The organism is Enterococcus sp. DIV0774, assembly GCF_050539095.1.
Classification (GTDB): Bacteria; Bacillota; Bacilli; order Lactobacillales; family Enterococcaceae; genus Enterococcus; species Enterococcus faecalis.
Genome location: NZ_CP172923.1, coordinates 1,594,852 through 1,616,517, shown reverse-complemented (window position 1 = coordinate 1,616,517; position 21,666 = coordinate 1,594,852). Strand labels below are relative to the sequence as shown.

Sequence of the window (21,666 nt, the reverse complement as noted above, 5' to 3'; positions counted from 1 at the left end):
AATAACAAGATATTCAGCAGGAAAACACCTGTGTCAGTCGACACAGGTGTTACGATGAGCAAAAAGAGCGGGTTCTTTTTTTATCAAATAATTTTCCAAAGTGACGTGATCAACTAAAGAATCAATCACCCCTTCTTTAGAAACTGAAAATCCTGCAGCCTGAATTGCTATTTGAATGGCTGCTTCAGTCGGATAACCTTTCGAAAGATAGGAGGCGAGCGCGCTGATAAAGCTGTCACTGGCACCAGTACTATCTACAGCTATATTTTCTGTTGCAGGGAAATAGTGGCACGCTTGGGGTGTTTTTAATAACACGCCTTTTTTTCCTAAAGTAACAATGACATTTTTTACGCCCATTTCTAAGAAGTACGCCGCTTTCTCTTCTAATGTACCAGTATCTGGTTGAAGTTCCAATAATTCATCTTCATTGGGAATGAAAAAATCAACCTTTTCTAGTATATTCACTGGAATATGATGAATAGCAGCTGGTTTTAAAATAATCGGTACCCCTGAATGTTGGGCGATTTCACAAGCTTTCTCTACAGCAGACAAAGGAATTTCTGTTTGAATGAGACAAAAACTGGCATCCATAAATAGGTGTTTTTGCTGTGCGATTTTTTTAGGTGTAAGCGCTGTGTTTGCACCAGGTAAGATTGAAATCATGGAGTCGCCGCTTGTCTCAACATAAATATAAGCTTGACCAGTCTCAGCATCTTGAATACGTGTGACACCATCTGTCGTAACGTGGTATTTTTCTAATTCTTTATATAAGTAATTCGCATCTGTGTCTGAGCCTAAACAACCAATTAAGGTGGCCTGATGCCCCAGTTTGGTTAAGCCAACAGCTTGATTTAATCCTTTTCCGCCGGGGAATTTAGCATAGCTAGACAAAAAATTTGTTTTGCCGTTATGTGGTAAATTTGTTGAATACAGATAATTATCAACGTTTAAACTACCTACTACAATCATTTTGCTATGTGGATTAACACTAGACATGCCTAATGTATTTTTGTGATCTAGCACCAATTTTTCAGTCTCATTAATCAAGGCTGTTTTTTCTTTGCGTTTGTTAAGCAATGATAAGGCTAACTGGCTGCCAAACGTCTCTGTATCTAATAAGACGGAAGAAATATGATCAGGTAAAAATGAACGATCAATTTTTCGCTTAATTGCGAGTAAAGAGTAATTATCGGGGGTTCGCAAACCGCTCTGCTTTAAAAGCTGTTCCAAAAAAACAGCCTGGGTATAGTCATCGGTAAGGATACCCGTAATCCCATCTGTGATAAGCTGATTACTGAAATCAGCAGGGATAGTAGTTAAAATATTTTCTTTACTAAAGGGTAAATTGACATCAAACAAGGCTTTTTTATAGCCTGCAATAATTGCTTCTTTATATTTTGGGTTAGTGACGAAATAACTAATTTTTTTATGGTTATTCTGTAATAATTCTTGGGTTAAAACATAACTAGCTTCTTCATAAAGCCCCGCTAGAGAAGGCAATTCGTTAGTTGAGTGATTGACGAAATAGTAAGGAATCGTTAATTCTTCTATAAATTTCGCGTATTGTTTACTGTTTTCATTGATTGGGTCCCAAATAATGCCACTGGCTTGTTTTAAAGTTGGCGAGGTAATATTTTTCAGTTCTTGTTCTAAACTACCGTGACTATTTAAAATCAAGCAGTTATAGCCATTTTCTTGAGCTTTATCAATAAAGCTCGTAACCCAAGCCTCAAAAGTTTCATGGCTATTTAATAATAACACGAAGGTTTTTGTAGTACTATTTGTGACGAGATTTGCTGAGTAAGGTGTGTAGTTGTAATCTCGAACGATTTTTAAGACACGCTCACGGGTTTCTTTACTAATAGTTTGATCTTTATTATTTATAATTTTGGATACAGTTGAAGCGGAAACGCCAGCTAATTTTGCAATATCTTTAATATTCATCATTTTCGTCCTTTCACTGAACTCTTTTTTATAGTAAGCATTCTAAAAGCAGAAAGTCAAGAAAAAGCCTAATTATTTATTATTTAGAAATTCTGCTTGACTTTTAATGAAAGCGCTGTTAATCTCAAATTAAGAAAACGTTTCCGGAAATGTTTTTCCTAAATGTGAATGGAGGAAGAAAAATGGATACAAAGAAAAGACCAATCATTATTGATACGGACCCAGGAATTGATGATGCTGTAGCTTTAGCGATTGCACTGAATCATCCTAACCTAGAAGTTCGCTTAATAACGACGGTTGCAGGGAATGTAGATGTAGAAAAAACAACAAATAATGCCTTGAAACTTGTCGATTTTTTTGGGAAAAAGGTTCCTGTAGCCAAGGGGTGTAATTGTCCGTTACTTATTCAATTGGAAGATTCTGCTGAGATTCATGGGGAGACTGGCATGGATGGCTTTGAGTTTCCGCAACCTATCTCTACGTGTTTAGATATTCATGCAGTGGAAGCTATGCGAAAAGAAATTCTGTCTAGTGATGTTCCTTTGACCATTGTTCCAATTGCTGCATTAACGAATATTGCTTTGTTACTGACCCTCTATCCAGAAGTCAAAGAAAATATTGCAGAAATCGTCATGATGGGTGGCTCATTAGCAAGGGGAAATACAAATACAAGTGCCGAATTTAATACGTATGTCGATCCACACGCTGCACAAATTGTTTTCCAATCAGGTGTCCCGCTAACAATGGTAGGATTAGATGTTACAAGTCAAGCTGTGTTAACGAATCATGAAGTAACAGCCATCAGAGCGCTTGGTAGAGTTGGGGAAATGTTTTATGGTCTTTTCCGTCATTATAGAGGCGGCAGTCTAACTACAGGTTTGAAAATGCATGATGTCTGTGCGATTGCCTATTTAACTTCACCAGAATTATTTGAGACAACTGAAACGTTCATTGAAGTTGCTTTGGAAGGTCCAGCTGCGGGAGCTACTGTTGCGGATTTAAAAATGAAGTATCATAAAAACACGAATGCCGTTGCCTGTATAGATGTAAATGTTGAAGCTTTTCAAAAATGGGTTGTCGAAAAAATGAAAGCGGTTAATTAACTGAAGGAGGATAAGTATGATTGAAAGTTTATTGGTATTGGTCGTTTTAGTTGTTGTAGCCTATTTGATTGTAAAAAATTATCATCCCGCACTCAGCTTAATTATTGGTGCGCTTGTTCTACTTGCATGTGCATGGATGTTAGGACATCCCATTTATCCTGCAGGGGAAGGAACCGGTTTTGGATTATTTGATATTTTCTTGAAGTTTAAAGATACAATTATTGCACAAGTGAGTTCAGCAGGAATTGTAATTATGATTCTTTTTGGTTATTCAGGATATATGAATGCAATCGGGGCCAATCAGATGGCTGTCAACTTTTTGGTGAAACCATTAATGAAGATTAAACGTAAATCGTTATTTGTCCCTGTGGTCTTTTTAATTGGAAATTTAATGTCACTAGTAGTTCCTAGTGCATCAAGCTTAGCGATTATTTTAATGTCTATATTATATCCGATGCTAGCCAGCATGGGGATTTCATCATTAACTGCTGCAGGTGTGATTGCAATGACGGCAACTATCATGCCAACACCTTTAGGCGCGGATAACGTAATCGCCGCAAATACCCTTGGTTATGATGTGTTAAATTATGTTGTATGGAATGCCAAAATTTCGCTGCCATCGTTATTAATCATTGCGGTTGCACAGTACTTCTGGCAAAAATACTGCGATAAAAAAGAAGGTGAGGCTGCCTATGTTTCATTAAATGAAGAAGGCTTAAGCAAACAAAAAGAATTTGATGTTCCTAAATTTTATGCAATATTGCCAATATTACCGCTATTATTAATTGTTGGAGTGGGAATCGCAGGAATGTTTATTAAAGGAATAACGATGGATATTTTTGTTCTTACATTTATTTCTTTCTTCATTGCTGTATTGGTTGAGACGCTTCGCTTGAAATCTTTTAAAAAGGTTCAAGATACGGCTGTCGAGATGTTTAAAGGAATGGGGCAAGGGTTTAGTCAAGTTGTGATGCTTGTCGTAGGCGGTTCATTGTTCACGTCTGCGATTCAAACGTTAGGAATTATTGATAGTATTATGGCATCTGTCGAAGCGTCAAGTTCAGCAGGAATCGTTACGACCTTAATTTTCAGCGGTGCAACGACCCTTTTTGGAATTTTAAGCGGTGGTGGACTGGCAATGTTTTATGCGGTTATCGAACTAATCCCTGGGATTGCCGAAAAAGCTGGGATTGATGGTATTTTAATTTCCTTGCCAATGCAGATGATCGCGAATTTAACTAGAACGATTTCTCCTGTAGCAGCAGTTGTCATGATTGTCGCATCAACAGTAGGAGTTAGTCCCATCAGAATTTTAAAGCGGACGAGTGTACCGACCATCATTGGCATTATTAGTGTGATTGTCTTGTCGATTCTATTGTTACCTTATTAAGAGAATAAACAATGAAAATTAGAGTGGCTGATGAGAAAGAGTTACCAATGATTCTTCAATTTTTAACAGAAGTAAAGGCATACATGGATGTTGTGGGCATTACACAGTGGACAAAGGACTACCCTTCTCAAGAAGATATCCAAGAAGACATTACAAAAAAACGGTTGTATTTGCTAGTGCACGAAGAAATGATTTTTTCAATGGCAACGTTCTGTATGGAGCAGGAACAAGATTTTGTTTGGTTAAAGCGCTTTGCAACTTCGCCTAATTATATTGCCAAGGGTTATGGCAGTTTATTGTTCCATGAATTGGAGAAACGGGCAGTCTGGGAAGGAAGACGTAAAATGTATGCTCAAACTAATCATACTAACCATAGAATGATTCGATTTTTCGAAAGTAAAGGGTTCACAAAAATTCATGAATCTTTACAAATGAATCGCTTAGACTTTGGCTCTTTTTATCTATACGTTAAAGAATTGGAGAACCAATCCATCGTTTAAAATAAGAAAACAGGGAGCGTGGGACAAAAATCACTTTGGATTTTTGCTCCACGCTCAAAAACTGATAAACGGCGGGAACAAAAGCAACTCCTTCGGAAATAAGCCGAAATTCTCCAAAAATTAAAGAACAATTTTCGGAAATTCCTTCTTATTTCTCGGAGTTAAACACTTCTGTCCCGACCTCCTGTTATTTTCCAAGGAAATAGTCAACTTAATTATACAAATAAAACACAAACACATTCGGGAACAGCAACATCTTTTTGAATCATTTCTAATAAGCCTGTTTCTTGGTTCCGACGATAAAGTGTTAAGTTATCAGAGTCTTGATTAGCGACAACGATGAAATCTTCAGAAGGATTTAAATCAAAATCTCTCGGAATATCGCCTTCTGTTGAAATTAATTGAATTCGTTCAATCGCTTCGCCATTTTCTGAAACAGCATAGACAGCAATTGAGTTATGGCCACGGTTTGAAGCATAAAGGAAACGGCCATCAGAAGAAATACGAATCGCAGCGCCACCATTAAACGCATCATAATCAGCAGGTAAAGTAGAAACTTTTTGTAATTCAGTGAAAGAACCATCTGTCTCATCATATGAAAGAACTGAAACAGTGCTATCTAATTCACCAAATAAGTAAGCCAATGATTTTGTTGGGTGGAACACTAAATGACGTGGACCAGTCCCTGGCTCAGTCACGAATTGAGCGATTTCAGAAAGCTTTCCATCTAAGCTAACATTATACGTATACACACGATCGGTTCCTAGATCACAGACGACTAAGCGTTGATCAGGCGTTAAATCTGTGTAATGAACATGGGCATTGTTTTGGTTTTCATGAGGACCAGTTGGCTCTGTATGAATCACTTTGTCAGCATCTTCCAAAGAACCATCTTCTAAGATACGATACACGTGAACGATACCTTGGTGATAATTTGCTGCATAGACAAGTTGTCGGTTTTCGTCAACAGCTACATAACATGGCGGCGCACCTTCCTCAGTTACTTTATTCAATAAGTTAAAATGGTCCATTTCTGGTTGATAAGCGGCAGTGCCACCTTCACCGTCAACACTAGTGACGCTAAAAAGTTCGCCCTTTTGACTCAGAGCAAGATAGGTAGGACTCGTTTCTTCTAACAAAAGTGTCGCTTCTGTTAAACGACCTTGTGTCGTATCTAATGCAATTTTATAAATGCCTTGGCTGGCTCTTCGAGTATAGGTACCTAGTAAAATTTGTTCTAACATCACAATTCCTCCAATTTGTTTCAACACAATCACTTTTTATGAAAGTGCTTTTATATAATGTAGTATACCATAAGAAGTCTAAGAACAATAAAAATTTCTATCTGAGATGTTCGCATTTTAAAGTGGTTTGTGCTATTATGATGAGAGACTGTGATGACAGTCATTTTTTGATTTTTAGAGGGGTGACGAACATGTACGACAATACGGATAATAACGGGACCGTTCGTTGTTCATTTTGTGGGAAAACACAAGAAGAAGTAAAAAAAATTGTTGCTGGTCCGGGTGTCTATATTTGTAATGAATGTATTGATCTATGTAAAGAGATTATTGATGAAGAATTTTATGATGAAGCAGTCCGAGAATTAACGGATGTGCCAAAACCCCAAGAAATTTTAAATGTTTTAAATGAATATGTTATTGGACAAGAACGTGCAAAACGCACACTTTCTGTTGCTGTTTACAATCACTATAAACGTGTAAATCAATCAGAAACAGCTGCAACTCAAGATGACGTTGAATTGCAAAAAAGTAACATTTGTTTAATTGGACCAACAGGTTCAGGTAAAACTTTCTTGGCTCAAACGTTAGCAAAAACATTAAATGTACCTTTTGCAATCGCTGATGCGACCAGTTTAACAGAAGCAGGTTATGTAGGGGAAGATGTTGAAAACATCCTTTTAAAATTACTACAATCTGCTGACTATAATGTTGAACGCGCGGAAAAGGGCATTATCTATATTGATGAGATTGATAAAATTGCCCGTAAGAGTGAAAATGTTTCGATTACTCGAGATGTTTCAGGTGAGGGTGTTCAACAAGCCTTACTAAAAATTCTTGAAGGAACAGTTGCAAGTGTACCACCACAAGGGGGCCGCAAACATCCACATCAAGAATTTATCCAAATTGACACAACGAATGTTCTCTTCATCGTTGGTGGAGCATTTGATGGAATTGAAACCATTGTTAAAAACCGCTTAGGCGAAAAAACTATTGGTTTTGGTAAAACTAATTCTGCTTTAAATGAAGAAGAAAGCATCATGCAACATATTATTCCAGAAGATTTATTGAAATTTGGTTTAATTCCAGAATTTATTGGACGCTTACCTGTAATGGCTGCGCTTGATAAATTAACGAATGATGATTTAGTTCGAATTTTAACAGAACCGAAGAATGCCTTGGTGAAACAATATCAAAAATTATTGTCTCTTGATGACACTAAATTAGAATTTGAACCAGAAGCATTAAAAGCCATCGCAGCCAAAGCCATTGAACGTAATACTGGCGCACGCGGACTTCGTTCAATCATTGAAGAAATTATGATGGACGTAATGTTTGATGTTCCTTCAGATGAAAGCATTGAAAAAGTTATCATTACTAAAATGGCCGCTGAAGGTACCGGTAAACCAACAATTATTTATAACAAAAAAGATAAAGAAGCTGTATAAGATTGAAGCTGAAAACAGCTCTTTCGGCGGATCTCCGAAAGAGCTGTTTTTGTTAAGCTTTTGAATGAAAGACTGAATAGAAGAACGGAGGAAAACAATGAACGTACATAATGCAGAAATCGTGATTAGTGCGGTATCCCCTAAACAATATCCTGAATCTCAATTACCGGAGATTGCTTTAGCTGGACGTTCGAACGTTGGGAAATCATCTTTTATTAATACCTTGATTAATCGTAAAAATTTAGCAAGAACTTCAGGCAAACCTGGTAAAACGCAAACGCTAAACTTTTATTTAATTGAGGACGCCTTACACTTTGTGGATGTTCCTGGCTATGGTTATGCCAAAGTTTCTAAAACAGAACGTGCGAAGTGGGGAAAAATGATTGAAACGTATATCACGCAACGTGAGCAATTACGTGCAGTCGTTTCTTTAATTGATTTACGTCATCCGCCGACCCAAGATGATATCCAAATGTATGAATTTTTGAAATACTATGATTTGCCAGTTATTATTGTGGCAACTAAGGCAGACAAAATTCCGCGGGGCAAATGGAACAAACATGAGAGTGTCATCAAAAAAGCCTTGAATTTTGATAAACAAGATGACTTTATTATTTTCTCTTCTGAAACAAAAGAAGGAAAAGAAGCAGCTTGGACAGCAATTGAAAAATTTCTATAGAAAAAAACAAGCAAAATTACTCTTTTGCTTGTTTTTTTGCTTCTTCTTTTTTTGCTTCTTGTCGTTGTTTTGCCAGTTCTTCAAGAGGTACTTCTTTCTTTAATGGATCAACGGCGAAAGAATCGAAGAGTTTATCTAAGTCATTGGAACGTTCAAATTTTAATCCCATTTACTAAGCCTCCATTCCTTTTTTTATAGTGTAGCACGTTTTTTTTCATTTGGATAGCAACAGAAATGTAAGAATTCGTCATAGGTGCACCTGGTGTGATTTCTCGTAACTAGGACTTGCCAAACATGAAAAAACAAGCTATTCTTTAGTAAGAATTAGTTAGAAAGAAGGCACTTTATGAAAAATCCGTTAATCGGCGGTGTTCGTTTTTATCAACGATTTATTTCTCCAGGATTGCCTGCACGTTGTCGCTATTACCCAACGTGTTCACAATATATGATTGATGCAATTCATACACATGGAAGTGTCAAAGGAACAACGATGGGGGTAGCACGGATTTTACGATGTCATCCTTTTGTTAAAGGCGGCATTGACTATGTTCCGTTGAAATTTCGCTTGACGAAAAATCCTGATGAGACCTATCATGGACCGTATACGTATCGAAGAAATAAGAAAACAGAAGTAGAAAAGGATGGATAAATATGGCAATTTTAGCATTTGATCTTGGCGGTTCTTCCGTGAAATACGGCGTTTGGACAGGCAAAGAATTAACAAATCAAGGGAGCTTTCCAACACCTGGCTCTTGGGAAGAAATGAAAGCGCATTTATATTCGGTTTATGCAGACAAAAGAAATGAGTCGATTAGTGGTGTCGCTTTTAGTTCACCTGGAGTAGTTGACGAAAAAAGTCAACAGATTTTAGGGATTTCCGCCATTCCATATATTCATCATTTTAACATTTATGAAGAATTAGAAGCGTTGTTTGGCTTACCAGTGACTATCGAAAATGATGCGAATTGTGCTGGTTTAGCTGAGATATATGAAGGCGCAGCGAAAGGGAAAAAAGAAGTGCTTTTTGTCGTTATTGGGACAGGAATTGGCGGAGCGATTTTTCGCAATGGTGAATTGTACAAAGGCGCTCATTTATATGGAGGCGAGTTTGGACTGAACTTTTTAAGTAATGGCCAAACATTCAGTGAAATTGGCACAGCTGTCAAAATGGCTCAGCGCTATTGTGAACGAATTGGAGTCGAAAAACAGGCGGTGACAGGAGAAGAAGTTTTTGAACTGGCACAACGAGGGGATGAGATTGCTCGCGAAGAAGTCAATAATTTTTATGATTATTTAACACAAGGATTATTCGGCTTACAGTTTTCTTATGATCCTGAAATGATTGTACTCGGAGGCGGTGTTTCTGCTAAAGAAGGCTTATTAGCAGAGATTAATCGCCGGATGCTAACGCATTTACAGACCTTTGAATTAAAAGATTTTGTTCCAGAAATCGTGACCTGCCATTATCAAAATGATGCCAACTTGATTGGCGCAGCCGCCAACTTTCAAGCAAAAACGAATTGGGAACTATAAAGAAACAGCCGATTGTTATTCTCTTCAATCGGCTGTTTCTTTATTTATTTGCCTTGTCATCAGTGTTTTCTTCTGCAGCAATCCGCGCTTGAACTTGTTGGCGTAAAGCTTCTAGTTCTTTTTCTTTCTTTTCTAATTCAGCTAAATCTTCAGAAATTTCATGGGCTTCTTCTGCTGGCTTAGGTTGTAAAAAGACGTTTAAACCAATCGCTATAAAGGTCCCAATGAATGTATCCAACACACGTTCCATTGCATATTGAAAGGAATCGCTTTGCGGAATACTTAAAGAAATCATTAAAAGTGTCGCAGTTGCAGAAATGATCCCAGCATTGTTATTAATCCCATCAGAAACAACGATGACGATAATGACTAAAAGTGGTAGTAGCAGTAATTCTACTAAGTGTTGATTAGGAAAATAATCTTGTGCTAATACATAAAGCAAAGCTAAAAAGCCACCCAATGTGTTTCCAATAATGCGCGATTTTCCAAAAGACAAACTGGTATTTAAATCTTGTCTTAGCGAAAAAACAGCTGCTAAACAGGCAATCATAGGTGAGCCACGATGGAAAAATTGAAATAAAAGAATACACAGCATGACAGCAATTGCTGTTTTTAACGTTCGCATGCCTAAACGAAATCGACCCACTATCATAAATATTCGCTCCTAAATAACTTTTCTCTTTAATGATAACCGAAATAGAGGTAAAATTACTAGAGAAAAGTGAAGAATTATTATTTTTTAAGGGGAGTATGCATGAAAATTGGTTTACGAACAGTCAAGACAGCCATTAGCGCTGCATTAGCAATGATTATTGCGGAAAAACTGGGATTACTTTATGCCCCTTCGGCAGGGATTATTTCGGTTTTAAGTGTTACTAGCACGAAAAAAACATCTGTCATGACAGGAATTTATCGTTTGTTATCCTTAGCTTTAGCAACTATTTTAGCGTATATTTGTTTTACTTTTTTGGGTTTTACAGCGATTGCTTTTGGTATTTTTTTGTTATTATTTATTCCAGCAGCTGTGTATTTTCAATTATCTGATGGTATTGTTGTGAGTTCCGTTTTGGTAACTCATTATTTAGTCGAAAAAAATCTTTCTTGGGCGATTATTGGAAATGAATTTTTATTAATGAGTATTGGTGTGGGACTAGCGTTATTAGCTAATTCTTATATGCCTGATACAGAAAAACGTTTAAGAGAAGACCAAGAAGTCATTGAAACAATGTTTCGTAAAATTTTAAGGGAAATGGCGCTACATTTAAACAACGCTGCAGGAGAGCGAAATTTGGTCATGCATTGTGCAGATTTAAAAACCTTTATTCGCACAGGCGAGACGTGGGCCAAAAATCATGCCGAGAATCAATTGCTGTCTACCAATACGTACTATTTAGAGTACTTTGCGATGAGAAAAATGCAAAGTAATATTCTAAAAAACATGTTGGAATTATTAGAAGATATTACTGTTGATGCGCAACAAGTTCGCTATATTCAACAATTATTGGAATATACGGCAGAAACATTTGCAGAGAATAATGATGGACAAGAAATTATGAATCGAATTAAGACCGTTTATGAAACCTATCGCACAAAACCATTGCCGCAAACAAGAAGTGAATTTGAAAATCGGGCGCGGCTCTTTCAGTTTTTACAATTATTTCAGTCATTCATTCAAGTCAAAGCGGACTTTGCCAAACTACAACTAGATAAATAAAAAAAGAAACCTTTTTAAACGGAGGTTTCTTTTTTGTTCTCTTAAAAATTCAGGCAAGTTCTTTAGTATTCATTGAGAATGTGTTAAACTAATGAGAAAGAAAAATAAAAGGAATGACCGCAATGGATAATGCTCAAGTGAAGAGAAAACATTTCCGTTTTCCAGCGTATGATGATGAACAGGGCGTAAAATTACCAACAGATAATGAACGTAACTTATTTCAAGATGATCTGATTGGTAAAGCAATGTCTGGTAGCAGAAGAACTGCAACATCTGCCGAAGATACTAGACAAAGCACACCATCCGTCCAACAACCAACAACGAATCAATCAACTACAAATAAACAAACACAACAATTAACGGCAGCACAACAAGAGCAATTAGCACGTCATCGTTCTAATTTGCCAGACTACACAAAACATGCTAGTAAAGCAACGAAAAATAAACAAGCAACGAAAAAAAATAATAGCCTTTTTGGGACGCCAAAAGGAAATGGCTGGACACAAACGTATAAAAAAAAAGAAGTCGTAGCGAAACCAAGTAGACCTGCCGCATCACCATTAGTGCAGAAAACGACACCTTCTTATTTTGTTCCTAAATATATCCCGGCTTCTGTGATTCCTGAGGAACAGGAACCTAGTTTTACTGAAGAAGAGTTGCTAAAAGCAATGAAAAAAGATCGTCGTTCATATGTGATTCTTGATGATGAACCAACGGCTTTTCAAGTGAAAGATACGGAAGAAGATCCAACGGTGCGGAAATTTAATATTCCAACCTCAGAACCTGAGATTCCTTTAACTAGACGACAATATCAACAAATCAAACCAGACTTAGAACGTTTTGGCGAAGATGCGTTAGATTTACGTTCGCGTTCCCGTTTGAATGCCGCAAAGAAAAATGCTAAAAGTCAAACTGCTTATGGGAAAAAATTAGCTAAAGCGAATGCTCAAGTGGAGCCGGAAGCACCTGTGACAGAAGAGAAGAAAAAGGGCATCTTGGATAAACCATTAAGTGGGATGCTAGAAGATTCAAGTTCTGTATTAGAAAACAGTAAATATTTTAGTTAAGAGATGAAACTTGCATGTGGATTTGAAACATGTAAGTTTTTTATTCTGTTTTAATAGTTGATTATTTTTTTGTTTTATACGATAATGAATCTCGTATGATTGAAATTTTTTTAAAAAAGGTATGTTTTATATAGTGACAGAGAAGAGGATTATAATGGGAAATCAAGAGAACAAATTATACCATTTTGTCGGAATTAAAGGTTCTGGCATGAGCTCATTAGCGTTGGTCTTACACCAAAAAGGCTACAACGTTCAAGGATCAGACGTAGAAGAGTATTTCTTTACACAACGGGATCTTGAAAAATCAGGTGTCCCTATTTTACCATTTAATGCAGATAATATTGATAAAGACATGATTGTTATTGCTGGAAATGCTTTTCCAGATACCCATGAGGAAATCGCCCGCGCCATCGAATTAGGCGCAGAAGTAATTCGTTACCACGATTTCATTGCTCGTTTTATCGAACCCTATACAAGCATTGCTGTAACAGGGTCACATGGGAAAACAAGTACGACTGGTTTGCTAGCACATGTATTAAGTGGTATCAATCCAACTAGTTATTTAATAGGTGATGGCACTGGCCACGGCGAACCAGATGCTGATTTCTTTGCATTTGAAGCGTGTGAGTATCGCCGTCATTTCTTGGCCTATTCACCAGATTATGCGATTATGACGAATATCGATTTTGATCATCCAGATTACTACAAGAGCATTGAGGACGTTTTTTCAGCGTTCCAAACAATGGCTCATCAAGTCAAAAAAGGAATTTTTGCTTATGGTGATGATAAGTATCTTCGCCAGTTAGAATCAGAAGTGCCAGTTTATTATTATGGCGTCAGTGAAGAGGATGATATCCAAGCCCGAAATATTCAACGAACAACGGAAGGCTCATCTTTTGATGTTTATCACAAGGATGATTTTGTAGGTCATTTTGTCTTACCAGCATTTGGCCATCACAATATCATGAATGCGCTAGGTGTGATTGCTGTGGCTTATTTTGAAAAACTTGATATGCAAAAAGTCGCAGAAGAAATGCTAAGTTTTAAAGGTGTGAAACGTCGTTTTAGCGAGAAAAAAGTCAGTGACATGATTATTGTTGATGATTATGCGCACCATCCAGCTGAAATTAAAGCAACGATTGATGGCGCTCGTCAAAAATATCCTGACAAAGAAATTATTGCTGTCTTCCAGCCACATACATTTACACGAACAATTGCCTTAATGGATGAATTTGCTGAAGCACTGGATTTAGCAGATGAAGTATTCTTATGTAATATTTTTGGCTCTGCGCGTGAAACACAAGGCGAGGTACGCATTGAAGATTTAGGTGAAAAAATTCAAAAAGGTGGACAAGTAATTACCGAAGATAATGTGTCGCCTTTACTAGATTTTGAAAATGCAGTGGTTGTCTTTATGGGCGCTGGCGATGTTCAGAAATTTGAACAAGCTTACGAAACATTACTAAGTAACACAACTAGAAACGTTTTATAATAAAAAGAAACAAAATCGGGACAGGGGTATCTGGCTTCAAAAAATAAGAAGCTGCTCCTGTTCCGTTGTTTGTTTTTAAAATCTAGCATGGTAGATAAGTTGGTTTTGTTTAAACATCCTTTAAAGACTACTTTTTAACTTGCCTTTTAAGTACATTTTGGTACAATTATCTTATCAATAACGGAGGTGTACTAATTTGAATATCGGAAAACCGAGAAAATTAGGCAAAACCATCGAAGATATCGAAGAGGGAGATTCGTTGTCCTTGACAGAGTCAATTGAAGACAAGGACTTATTACTTTACTTGGGCTTGACCAATGATGCGAATCCTTTATATATCCAACATGATTATGCCCAAAAAACAGAATATGAAAAACCAATCGTACCATCAATTATGCTGATGGGAATTATCACTAGTGCGATTTCAAAACATTTACCAGGACCAGGTTCACATGTTGTGAATTTCTCTGTGAACTTTGTGGAACCCGTTTTTCATTACGAAACATTGACTTTCCAATTAGAAGTAATCAAAGTCGACAAAATGAAAGATGTGATTACCATTTCAGTTGAGGCTGTTAATGAGCAAGAAAATCGCGTGTTAGATGCAGTGGTGATGGTTCAACCACCCCAAGTGACGATTGATGAACTAACAGAGAAAGAAGGGACTTTAACTTATGAATAATCAAGAGTATATCCAAACTGGCACAGGTTTGAATAAATTTTATGCCAAAATTTACGGATTTTTAGCGTTAGGAATTGGTATTAGCGCAATCATGGCTTATGCAATGACAACTGTCTTTTTACCCGTTCTAGCTACTTTATTCCAATCAAGCTTAGCTTTTTGGATGATTTGGCTTGTTGAAATTGGCTTAGTTTTATATCTAGGCGCAAAAGCACAGAAGAATCCAACCATTGCGATTGCAGGATTTGTTGCGTATGCATTATTAAATGGTGTCACTTTATCCGTGACGTTATTAATGTATACTGGTGGAACAGTGGCCGGCGCATTTTTAAGTGCAGCAGCTACCTTTGGCGCGATGTCATTAGTAGGTGTCTTTACGAAGAAAGACCTATCAGCAGTTGGTCATGCCGCTTATAGTGCCTTAATCGGAATCATCATTGCGATGTTGCTAAATATGTTCCTTTTACACAGTAATGCTGTAGAATTCTTTATTTCCATTTTAATGGTCCTAATTTTCTCAGGGATTACGGCTTATGATAACCAACGTATACGCCAAGTCTATGCGCAAACAGGTGATCAAGCAGGTACTGGGATGGCCGTTTTCTTCGCATTACAATTATACCTTGACTTCATCAACTTATTCTTAGCTTTCTTAAGAATTTTTGGTAAAAACAACTAACATGAACGTAAAAGAGCCAATCTGCTCAGCAGATTGGCTCTTTTTTTAACCCATTCCAATAGCGAAATTCAACAGTTTATCGGAGTATGTTGGATTTTCTAAATCGGTTTTCATTGTTTCGTTCAGTAGACTGAGCTGATCGGTAATGATGCCATCGACGCCATAAAAAATCATTCGTGTCATAACATCTTCATCATTTGCTGTCCAAGCATAAACCTTTTTCCCATCATGATGAGCGGCATTTACAAAGTTACGATTCATTGTACTGTATTCCATAGTAAAAAAGTCAACTGGCATTTTAGGCGGTCCCACAATGTTGAAAGGAATAACGTAGCCTACATAAAAGCGTGGTTCTTCTTTCTTTAAGGCCATCGCCGTATCATAGGTTAAGGTATGAAGGATATGGCCGTTTTCTAAAATATTTTCGCGGTATTGTTTGACAAAGCGCTGCACTAAATCAGGGCTATCCTGAGGCGTGGTTTTGATTTCAATTAATAAACGTTGTTTTAATTGATTGGCTTTGGCTAAATAATCATCGAAAGAAACCATTTTAGCAGTTTGACCATTTTCTGTGACATTCATATTCGTTAATTCTTTAAGTGTTAATTGATTTGGTCGTTTATTAACACCCGTTAACGCCCGTAAATTAAAATCGTGCATGACAATAAATTGATGGTCTTTGGTTTCTTGAATATCCATTTCAACATAATCAGGTTTTGCCTTATTGGTCTCGATTAAAGAGTCCAAGGTGTTTTGAACGCCATTGTTACCATTAACACCACGATGGGAGATGGTAACCGGTTTTCGGTCAGGTGTATGACTTAGGTAATTCGTATTATAGGTGCCTACACCAATTCCGAAGATGATTGCAATCAAACAAAAAAGAACGACTCTGAAGGTGGTCCATTCTACCCGAACCTCTGATTTCGGGGTGAACCATTCTGGCGTGTCAGGCAAAATCCCTTCATCCTCCATATCATCAACAATAATGTAAAAAATAGCAACACTAGACAACACCAAGTTTAAGAGCATCATAACCTGAAGGAGCGTCATAGCGATGACAGCGCTAGGTAAAGACCACTCAGGTTTAAACGTTTCGACTGCGGTTTGACCTAAAAATATCAAGAAATAGCCAGCCGTAAAAATCCCTAAAACAGTTCCACCAATGATAATAAATTGTCCTAAAATCTGGAAAAAGCGTCGCTTTGTAATTTGCCAACTACGTTTTAAAGACTCACGAAAACCAACATCACGTAAAATCAACTCTGGAAGGGCAAAAGCAAGTCGAATCGCTAAATATAAGATAATCAGTTCTAACAATACGAAACCAATAATAATAATGACGCGATTTGCAAAAATAAAATCTAAGATAAAGGCTGGAATCTTAACTCTTGTTAATAAATAAGAGCGGAAGGTTAACCCACTTAATGGTAAAATCAAAAAGAAATATGCCAGGAAAAACAGAAAGGTAATTCCTCGAACTTTTTTGATCTGAAGCAAGGTGCCGTGCAATAATTGCGTTAGAGTAATTGGTTGCTTTTTCTTAATAAAATAAACACTAAGCAATAAAAAGGTAAATTCAAAAAAGAGCGCCAGTAAAATTAACAGCCCAATTAGTAGAAAAGTCAAAAGGACATAGGGATGTTGCGTAGCAATTGCCCCTAAGTTATCGTAGGAAATATAATCAATCCCACCTTCTTTGAGTACCAAATTGGACAAACTTGTCAATAAAGGCAATAGAACGAATAACATAAATCCGTGCATCAAGAGCACATCGCGAAAATACGCCGTTGTCCCTTTAAGAAAATCTAGCGTATTCACAATACTATTTTTAAAATAACTAAACATCAAAAGTCCCCCAGTTTCTACCAAAATTCCATAATAAAAGGACTAAATCAAACTGACACAGGCAGAGTTTTGATTTAGTCCGTTCGCTTTTTTATTTATTTTACATTCCCAGTAAGCTAGTTAAAAATGTACCGCCATAAATTAACGCAAGACTATATAAATAGATAGAAGCAGGTTTTGCTAATAAAATAATCAGAGTAAATTTTTTCACAGACATTTTTGTTAAACCGGCCATTAAACAAAGCGCATCATCCGGTGCAATTGGGAAGAAAATTGCTAAAGCAAACAATCGTTCAAAACGTTTTTCATTGTCTAACCAACCGATATACTTGTTATATGTTTTATCACTGACAAGGCTCATAATGAATGGTTTCCCATAATTACGACCTAATAAGAAAATAATAATAGAGCCAAGTGCAATACCAACGTAATTATAGACGAAGCCCATTGTTGGCCCGAAAATCAAGACCCCTGCAGCACAGCTAACACCACCAGGAATAATCGGAATAACCACTTGAATAATCTGAATTAACATGAAAATAATCGGACCGAGAATGACAGATTGCCCTACTAGTCCTCTTAGTGCATTGATGTCCTTGAAGACACCTAATCGGATAAAATAGATGGTTGCAATTATGGTTGCAACAATGCCCAAAATGGAAATAATATTAACAATTTTTCTAGATAGGGTAACACTCACATTTCTCATCTCCTTTAGTTATACTCATCGTACTTTTAGTATATAACTTTTTATCAATAAAAAACATCGTTTGTTCTTTCTGCAAACGAACAAAGTTGTAAGATACACATCATTTGATAAGTTTATTATACAAAAAAAGAGACAGAAAAGACATCCTACTTAAGACCCATTCTGCACTGATCTTTCGAAAGAGAGTAAAAGAAACGAAAGTGGCGCATTTTTTAGTAATATTATAGAGGGGCAAAGAGTGAAATTAAATTTGCATCCACGTCTTTAATGATTGCGTATCGTTGGCCCCAAGGTGCATTCCAAGGTTCTTTAAAAACAATGTAACCAGCTTGGCTCATTTTTTTCACGGTGTTATCAACTTCTGCGGCCGTTTCACAAAGAAAAGCAAGTTCGATTTTATCGCCTTGCTGGCTAGGCGCAAACCCATAGACACCAGTAATCATTTGTAGTGAATTTAAAGAAATCCTGACGCCATTGTTTTGTAATTCTGTGTAATCGGGCGAAGCTTCTCCCAGCACGTTAAAACCTAGCGTTTGGTAAAAAGAGAGTGCTTGTGTCATATCGTTGACGATAATACCGACCATATCTAACTTCATCCTCATAACCTCCGATCTATGATAAAATAAGTGTAAGGGATTTTTTGGTAAAAACCAAACGATTTATAGCGAAAGTGCTTAAAAAATTAGAATGTAACAGTTTACAACGAAGAATAAGAAGACTATAATTATGTTAACTAGTTTTAGGTGTACCTAAAAGTGAAATGTGTGAACAAGATAGATTGAGGGATGTTGGATGAAAGAAAAGAAAACGGAAAAAATGCTTAATTATGCAAATGGACCTAGTTTAGAAGAGATAAATAATACCGTCGAGGTACCTAAAAACGCAAGCTTTTGGCGAACTTTGTTAGCCTATAGCGGACCTGGCGCTTTAGTGGCTGTTGGTTATATGGATCCAGGAAATTGGATTACGTCAATTGCTGGCGGAGCGGAATATAAGTACACGTTACTTAGTGTGATTTTACTTTCTAGTTTAGTTGCCATGTTACTACAAAGTATGGCTGCACGCTTAGGAATCGTGACAGGAATGGATTTAGCTCAAGCGACTAGAGAGCATACAAGTAAACGAACGGGCGTTGCCTTGTGGGTGGTGACGGAGTTAGCCATAATGGCAACAGATATCGCTGAGGTAATTGGTGGTGCCGTTGCTTTGCAATTATTATTTGGTTTTCCATTATTAATTGGTGTGTTGATAACAACGTTTGATGTTTTATTACTTTTGCTACTGACAAAGTTAGGCTTTCGCAAAATCGAAGCAATTGTTTCTTGTTTAATTGCAGTCATCTTTTTTGTTTTTGCTTATGAAGTGGCATTAGCAGATCCAAATGTTGGTGAAGTATTACGAGGTTTTATTCCAGACACAAAAATAGCGACAGATAAATCCATGTTATTTTTAGCCTTGGGGATCGTTGGAGCGACAGTCATGCCTCATAACTTATATTTGCATTCTTCCATTGCGCAAGCACGGAAATTTGATCGTAACGATGATGCTGAAAAAGCCAAAGCAATTCGTTTCACTACTTGGGATTCAAATATTCAATTAACTGTCGCTTTTGTCGTAAATTGTTTGTTGTTAATTTTAGGAGGAGCATTATTTTATGGAACCAACAGTGAATTAGGTAAATTTGTTGATTTATTTGATGCTCTGAAAAATCCAGATATTGTTGGTAATATTGCTAGCCCAGTGTTAAGTATTCTTTTTGCAATTGCTTTACTGGCTTCGGGTCAAAATTCAACGATTACAGGTACGCTGTCAGGACAAATTGTAATGGAAGGCTTTATCCATTTAAAAATGCCGTTATGGGCACGACGAGTGTTAACTCGTTTGTTAGCAATTGTGCCAGTCATTATCTGTGTTATTATTTATGGCGGTAGCGAAACGGCTGTTGAAGACTTGTTGCTTTATACGCAAGTTTTCCTAAGTATTGCTTTGCCAGTGTCGATTATTCCTTTAACGATGTATACAAGTGATAAAAAATTAATGGGCCAATTTGCGAATCCAGCGTGGGTGAAATTTTTAGCTTGGATTATTGCAATTGCCTTGACGTTATTGAATTTATTTTTAATTTATGGCACATTAACTGGTTTAACGAATTAATAAAAACAAAGGCTGACTGGAAAAGTTGGCCTTTGTTTTTTCATAGAATTTGCGCGTAAGAAATGGTAGAATAGGAAAGATGAAATACAAGGAAGAGAGGCTTTCACGTGACAGATTATTTAAATGTAGGAAAAATTGTGAACACACAAGGAATCAAAGGAGAAGTTCGGGTCATTTCGAAAACGGATTTTCCAGAAGAACGTTATCAAAAAGGGGCAACGTTACTGCTATTTCAAGAGAAAAAAGCACCAATTGAATTGGTCGTGAAGTCCCACCGCAAGCATAAGAATTTTGACATTTTAAGCTTTGAAGGACATCCAAATATCAACGATGTTGAAAAATATCGTGACGGTATTTTAAAAGTTGCAAAAGACAATCTCGCTGAATTGGCAGAGGACGAATTTTATTATCACCAAATCATTGGTGCCACTGTTTATGATGAAACCGGTAGTGATCTGGGAAAAATTAAAGAAATTTTATCTCCTGGTGCGAATGATGTGTGGGTCGTCCAACGACCAAAGAAAAAAGATTTACTTTTACCGTATATTGAAGGCGTTGTTACAAAAGTCGATGTCGAAAATCAACGGATTGATGTGGACATTCCAGAAGGATTGATTGACGATGAGAATTGATGTATTAACTCTTTTTCCTAGAATGTTTGAAGGACCAATGGGGGAATCAATTATTGGGAAAGCTCGGGAAAAGCAGTTATTAGAATTGAATGTCTCTAATTTTCGCGATTTTTCAGATAACAAACACCAAACGGTCGATGATTATCCATATGGCGGTGGCGCGGGGATGCTTTTAAAAGTACAACCGATCTATGATAACCTAAAGGCAATTGAAGAAGAGACAAACCAGCAGCCAAAACGGGTCATCTTATTAGATCCAGCAGGAAAACCGTTTAATCAAAAAATGGCCGAGGAATTTTCACAAGAAGAACATTTAGTTTTTATTTGTGGACATTATGAAGGCTATGATGAGCGAATTCGCACGATGGTCACAGATGAAGTTTCATTGGGGGATTACGTTTTAACTGGGGGCGAATTAGGCGCAATGGTCATGATTGATGCGACAGTCCGTTTATTACCTGATGTCTTAGGTAACAATCTTTCTGCACAAACGGATTCACATTCCACTGGCCTATTAGAGCATCCACAATATACCAGACCTGCTATTTTCAATAATATGGAAGTCCCTGCCGTGCTAACGAATGGGAACCATAAATTAATTGCAGAATGGCAACTAAAAGAATCATTACGACGGACCTTTTTGCGTCGACCTGACATGTTGGAATCAGTAGAAATGACGCCTGAAATGTTGAAGTTATTAGAGGAAATTAAACAAGAAGAGCAAAAATAAGGGAACTTTCAAGAAAATTCTCTTTACAGCTTATTTTGTCTGTGGTAAACTAATTTGGTGAGTGCAATGCGCTCTAACTATTACAATATTCCGCTGTGGCAGAAGTGACCATAAGAATATT

General features: G+C 37.0%; 22 protein-coding genes. 15 read left to right on the top strand and 7 right to left on the bottom strand.

Annotation, left to right across the window (positions count from 1 at the left end; genetic code table 11):
• Positions 1 to 33 precede the first annotated feature (33 nt).
• Positions 34 to 1,947: a PfkB family carbohydrate kinase gene (locus IGL86_RS07865; protein WP_033625522.1), complete on the bottom strand. Its 1,914-nt coding sequence runs from the start codon at positions 1,945 to 1,947 to the stop codon at positions 34 to 36.
• Between the two features lie 146 nt (positions 1,948 to 2,093).
• Here IGL86_RS07865 and rihC point away from each other — a divergent pair, with 146 nt between their 5' ends.
• Genes rihC through IGL86_RS07850 form a run of 3 tightly spaced genes read left to right on the top strand, consistent with a single transcriptional unit; the run spans position 2,094 to position 4,937 of the window.
• Positions 2,094 to 3,047 (top strand): ribonucleoside hydrolase RihC, encoded by a 954-nt coding sequence (gene rihC, locus IGL86_RS07860; protein ID WP_002383111.1) that lies wholly within the window; start codon positions 2,094 to 2,096, stop codon positions 3,045 to 3,047.
• A gap of 16 nt (positions 3,048 to 3,063) precedes the next feature.
• The gene (gene dcuC / locus IGL86_RS07855; RefSeq protein WP_002360057.1) at positions 3,064 to 4,437 is read left to right on the top strand and encodes a C4-dicarboxylate transporter DcuC; all 1,374 of its coding nucleotides are present in this window, start codon (positions 3,064 to 3,066) and stop codon (positions 4,435 to 4,437) included.
• 11 nt (positions 4,438 to 4,448) lie between these two features.
• Positions 4,449 to 4,937 carry a GNAT family N-acetyltransferase gene (locus IGL86_RS07850; protein ID WP_033625524.1) on the top strand — a complete coding sequence of 163 codons (489 nt, stop codon included), beginning with the start codon at positions 4,449 to 4,451 and terminating at the stop codon, positions 4,935 to 4,937.
• A gap of 215 nt (positions 4,938 to 5,152) precedes the next feature.
• Here the strand turns inward: IGL86_RS07850 and IGL86_RS07845 are convergent, their stop codons facing one another.
• Positions 5,153 to 6,181 carry a lactonase family protein gene (locus tag IGL86_RS07845; protein ID WP_033626016.1) on the bottom strand — a complete coding sequence of 343 codons (1,029 nt, stop codon included), beginning with the start codon at positions 6,179 to 6,181 and terminating at the stop codon, positions 5,153 to 5,155.
• A 191-nt stretch (positions 6,182 to 6,372) separates the two neighbouring features.
• On the opposite strand from IGL86_RS07845, the gene clpX reads away from it, so the two are divergent.
• Complete coding sequence (clpX, locus tag IGL86_RS07840) at positions 6,373 to 7,626, top strand: ATP-dependent Clp protease ATP-binding subunit ClpX (RefSeq protein ID WP_002357154.1); 1,254 nt, start codon at positions 6,373 to 6,375, stop codon at positions 7,624 to 7,626.
• A 97-nt stretch (positions 7,627 to 7,723) separates the two neighbouring features.
• Positions 7,724 to 8,305 (top strand): ribosome biogenesis GTP-binding protein YihA/YsxC, encoded by a 582-nt coding sequence (gene yihA, locus IGL86_RS07835; RefSeq protein ID WP_002357155.1) that lies wholly within the window; start codon positions 7,724 to 7,726, stop codon positions 8,303 to 8,305.
• 16 nt (positions 8,306 to 8,321) lie between these two features.
• Here the strand turns inward: yihA and IGL86_RS07830 are convergent, their stop codons facing one another.
• Entirely contained in the window at positions 8,322 to 8,474 is a 153-nt protein-coding gene (locus tag IGL86_RS07830; RefSeq protein WP_002362024.1) for an SPJ_0845 family protein, read from the bottom strand.
• A gap of 177 nt (positions 8,475 to 8,651) precedes the next feature.
• Between IGL86_RS07830 and yidD the strand changes: the two genes are divergently transcribed.
• Together yidD and IGL86_RS07820 are read left to right on the top strand one after the other, a co-directional pair.
• Positions 8,652 to 8,954 (top strand): membrane protein insertion efficiency factor YidD, encoded by a 303-nt coding sequence (gene yidD / locus IGL86_RS07825; protein WP_002357157.1) that lies wholly within the window; start codon positions 8,652 to 8,654, stop codon positions 8,952 to 8,954.
• 2 nt (positions 8,955 to 8,956) lie between these two features.
• Positions 8,957 to 9,838: an ROK family protein gene (locus IGL86_RS07820; RefSeq protein WP_002360061.1), complete on the top strand. Its 882-nt coding sequence runs from the start codon at positions 8,957 to 8,959 to the stop codon at positions 9,836 to 9,838.
• A gap of 40 nt (positions 9,839 to 9,878) precedes the next feature.
• On the opposite strand, the gene IGL86_RS07815 is transcribed toward IGL86_RS07820, so the two are convergent.
• Positions 9,879 to 10,490, bottom strand: coding sequence for an FUSC family protein (locus IGL86_RS07815; RefSeq protein WP_002365791.1), 612 nt, complete (start codon positions 10,488 to 10,490; stop codon positions 9,879 to 9,881).
• 102 nt (positions 10,491 to 10,592) lie between these two features.
• Here IGL86_RS07815 and IGL86_RS07810 point away from each other — a divergent pair, with 102 nt between their 5' ends.
• From IGL86_RS07810 to IGL86_RS07790, 5 genes are all read left to right on the top strand, one after another.
• Positions 10,593 to 11,552, top strand: a complete 960-nt coding sequence (locus IGL86_RS07810) for an aromatic acid exporter family protein (protein WP_002360063.1) — start codon at positions 10,593 to 10,595, stop codon at positions 11,550 to 11,552.
• A gap of 113 nt (positions 11,553 to 11,665) precedes the next feature.
• Positions 11,666 to 12,619 carry a hypothetical protein gene (locus IGL86_RS07805; RefSeq protein ID WP_002360064.1) on the top strand — a complete coding sequence of 318 codons (954 nt, stop codon included), beginning with the start codon at positions 11,666 to 11,668 and terminating at the stop codon, positions 12,617 to 12,619.
• A gap of 154 nt (positions 12,620 to 12,773) precedes the next feature.
• The gene (murC, locus tag IGL86_RS07800; RefSeq protein WP_002357163.1) at positions 12,774 to 14,111 is read left to right on the top strand and encodes a UDP-N-acetylmuramate--L-alanine ligase; all 1,338 of its coding nucleotides are present in this window, start codon (positions 12,774 to 12,776) and stop codon (positions 14,109 to 14,111) included.
• Between the two features lie 196 nt (positions 14,112 to 14,307).
• Positions 14,308 to 14,793: a MaoC/PaaZ C-terminal domain-containing protein gene (locus IGL86_RS07795; protein ID WP_002357164.1), complete on the top strand. Its 486-nt coding sequence runs from the start codon at positions 14,308 to 14,310 to the stop codon at positions 14,791 to 14,793.
• Positions 14,786 to 15,472 (top strand): Bax inhibitor-1/YccA family protein, encoded by a 687-nt coding sequence (locus tag IGL86_RS07790; RefSeq protein ID WP_002357165.1) that lies wholly within the window; start codon positions 14,786 to 14,788, stop codon positions 15,470 to 15,472. The genes IGL86_RS07795 and IGL86_RS07790 overlap by 8 nt, the downstream gene beginning before the upstream one ends.
• A gap of 45 nt (positions 15,473 to 15,517) precedes the next feature.
• Here IGL86_RS07790 and IGL86_RS07785 read toward each other — a convergent pair whose 3' ends face one another.
• The 3 genes from IGL86_RS07785 to IGL86_RS07775 all read right to left on the bottom strand — a co-directional run bounded on the left by IGL86_RS07785 (position 15,518) and on the right by IGL86_RS07775 (position 18,625).
• Positions 15,518 to 17,320, bottom strand: a complete 1,803-nt coding sequence (locus tag IGL86_RS07785; RefSeq protein ID WP_033626014.1) for a glycerophosphoryl diester phosphodiesterase membrane domain-containing protein — start codon at positions 17,318 to 17,320, stop codon at positions 15,518 to 15,520.
• 100 nt (positions 17,321 to 17,420) lie between these two features.
• On the bottom strand, positions 17,421 to 18,029 hold the full coding sequence (locus IGL86_RS07780) for a TVP38/TMEM64 family protein (protein ID WP_002383106.1): 609 nt from the start codon (positions 18,027 to 18,029) through the stop codon (positions 17,421 to 17,423).
• A gap of 221 nt (positions 18,030 to 18,250) precedes the next feature.
• Entirely contained in the window at positions 18,251 to 18,625 is a 375-nt protein-coding gene (locus IGL86_RS07775) for a VOC family protein (protein WP_002381774.1), read from the bottom strand.
• Between the two features lie 196 nt (positions 18,626 to 18,821).
• Between IGL86_RS07775 and IGL86_RS07770 the strand changes: the two genes are divergently transcribed.
• From IGL86_RS07770 to trmD, 3 genes are all read left to right on the top strand, one after another.
• On the top strand, positions 18,822 to 20,183 hold the full coding sequence (locus tag IGL86_RS07770) for an Nramp family divalent metal transporter (protein WP_002360069.1): 1,362 nt from the start codon (positions 18,822 to 18,824) through the stop codon (positions 20,181 to 20,183).
• 107 nt (positions 20,184 to 20,290) lie between these two features.
• Positions 20,291 to 20,815, top strand: coding sequence for a ribosome maturation factor RimM (rimM, locus tag IGL86_RS07765; protein WP_010713301.1), 525 nt, complete (start codon positions 20,291 to 20,293; stop codon positions 20,813 to 20,815).
• The gene (trmD, locus tag IGL86_RS07760; protein WP_002391322.1) at positions 20,805 to 21,545 is read left to right on the top strand and encodes a tRNA (guanosine(37)-N1)-methyltransferase TrmD; all 741 of its coding nucleotides are present in this window, start codon (positions 20,805 to 20,807) and stop codon (positions 21,543 to 21,545) included. Before rimM ends, trmD begins: the two co-directional genes overlap by 11 nt.
• The last annotated feature ends 121 nt before the right edge of the window (positions 21,546 to 21,666 follow it).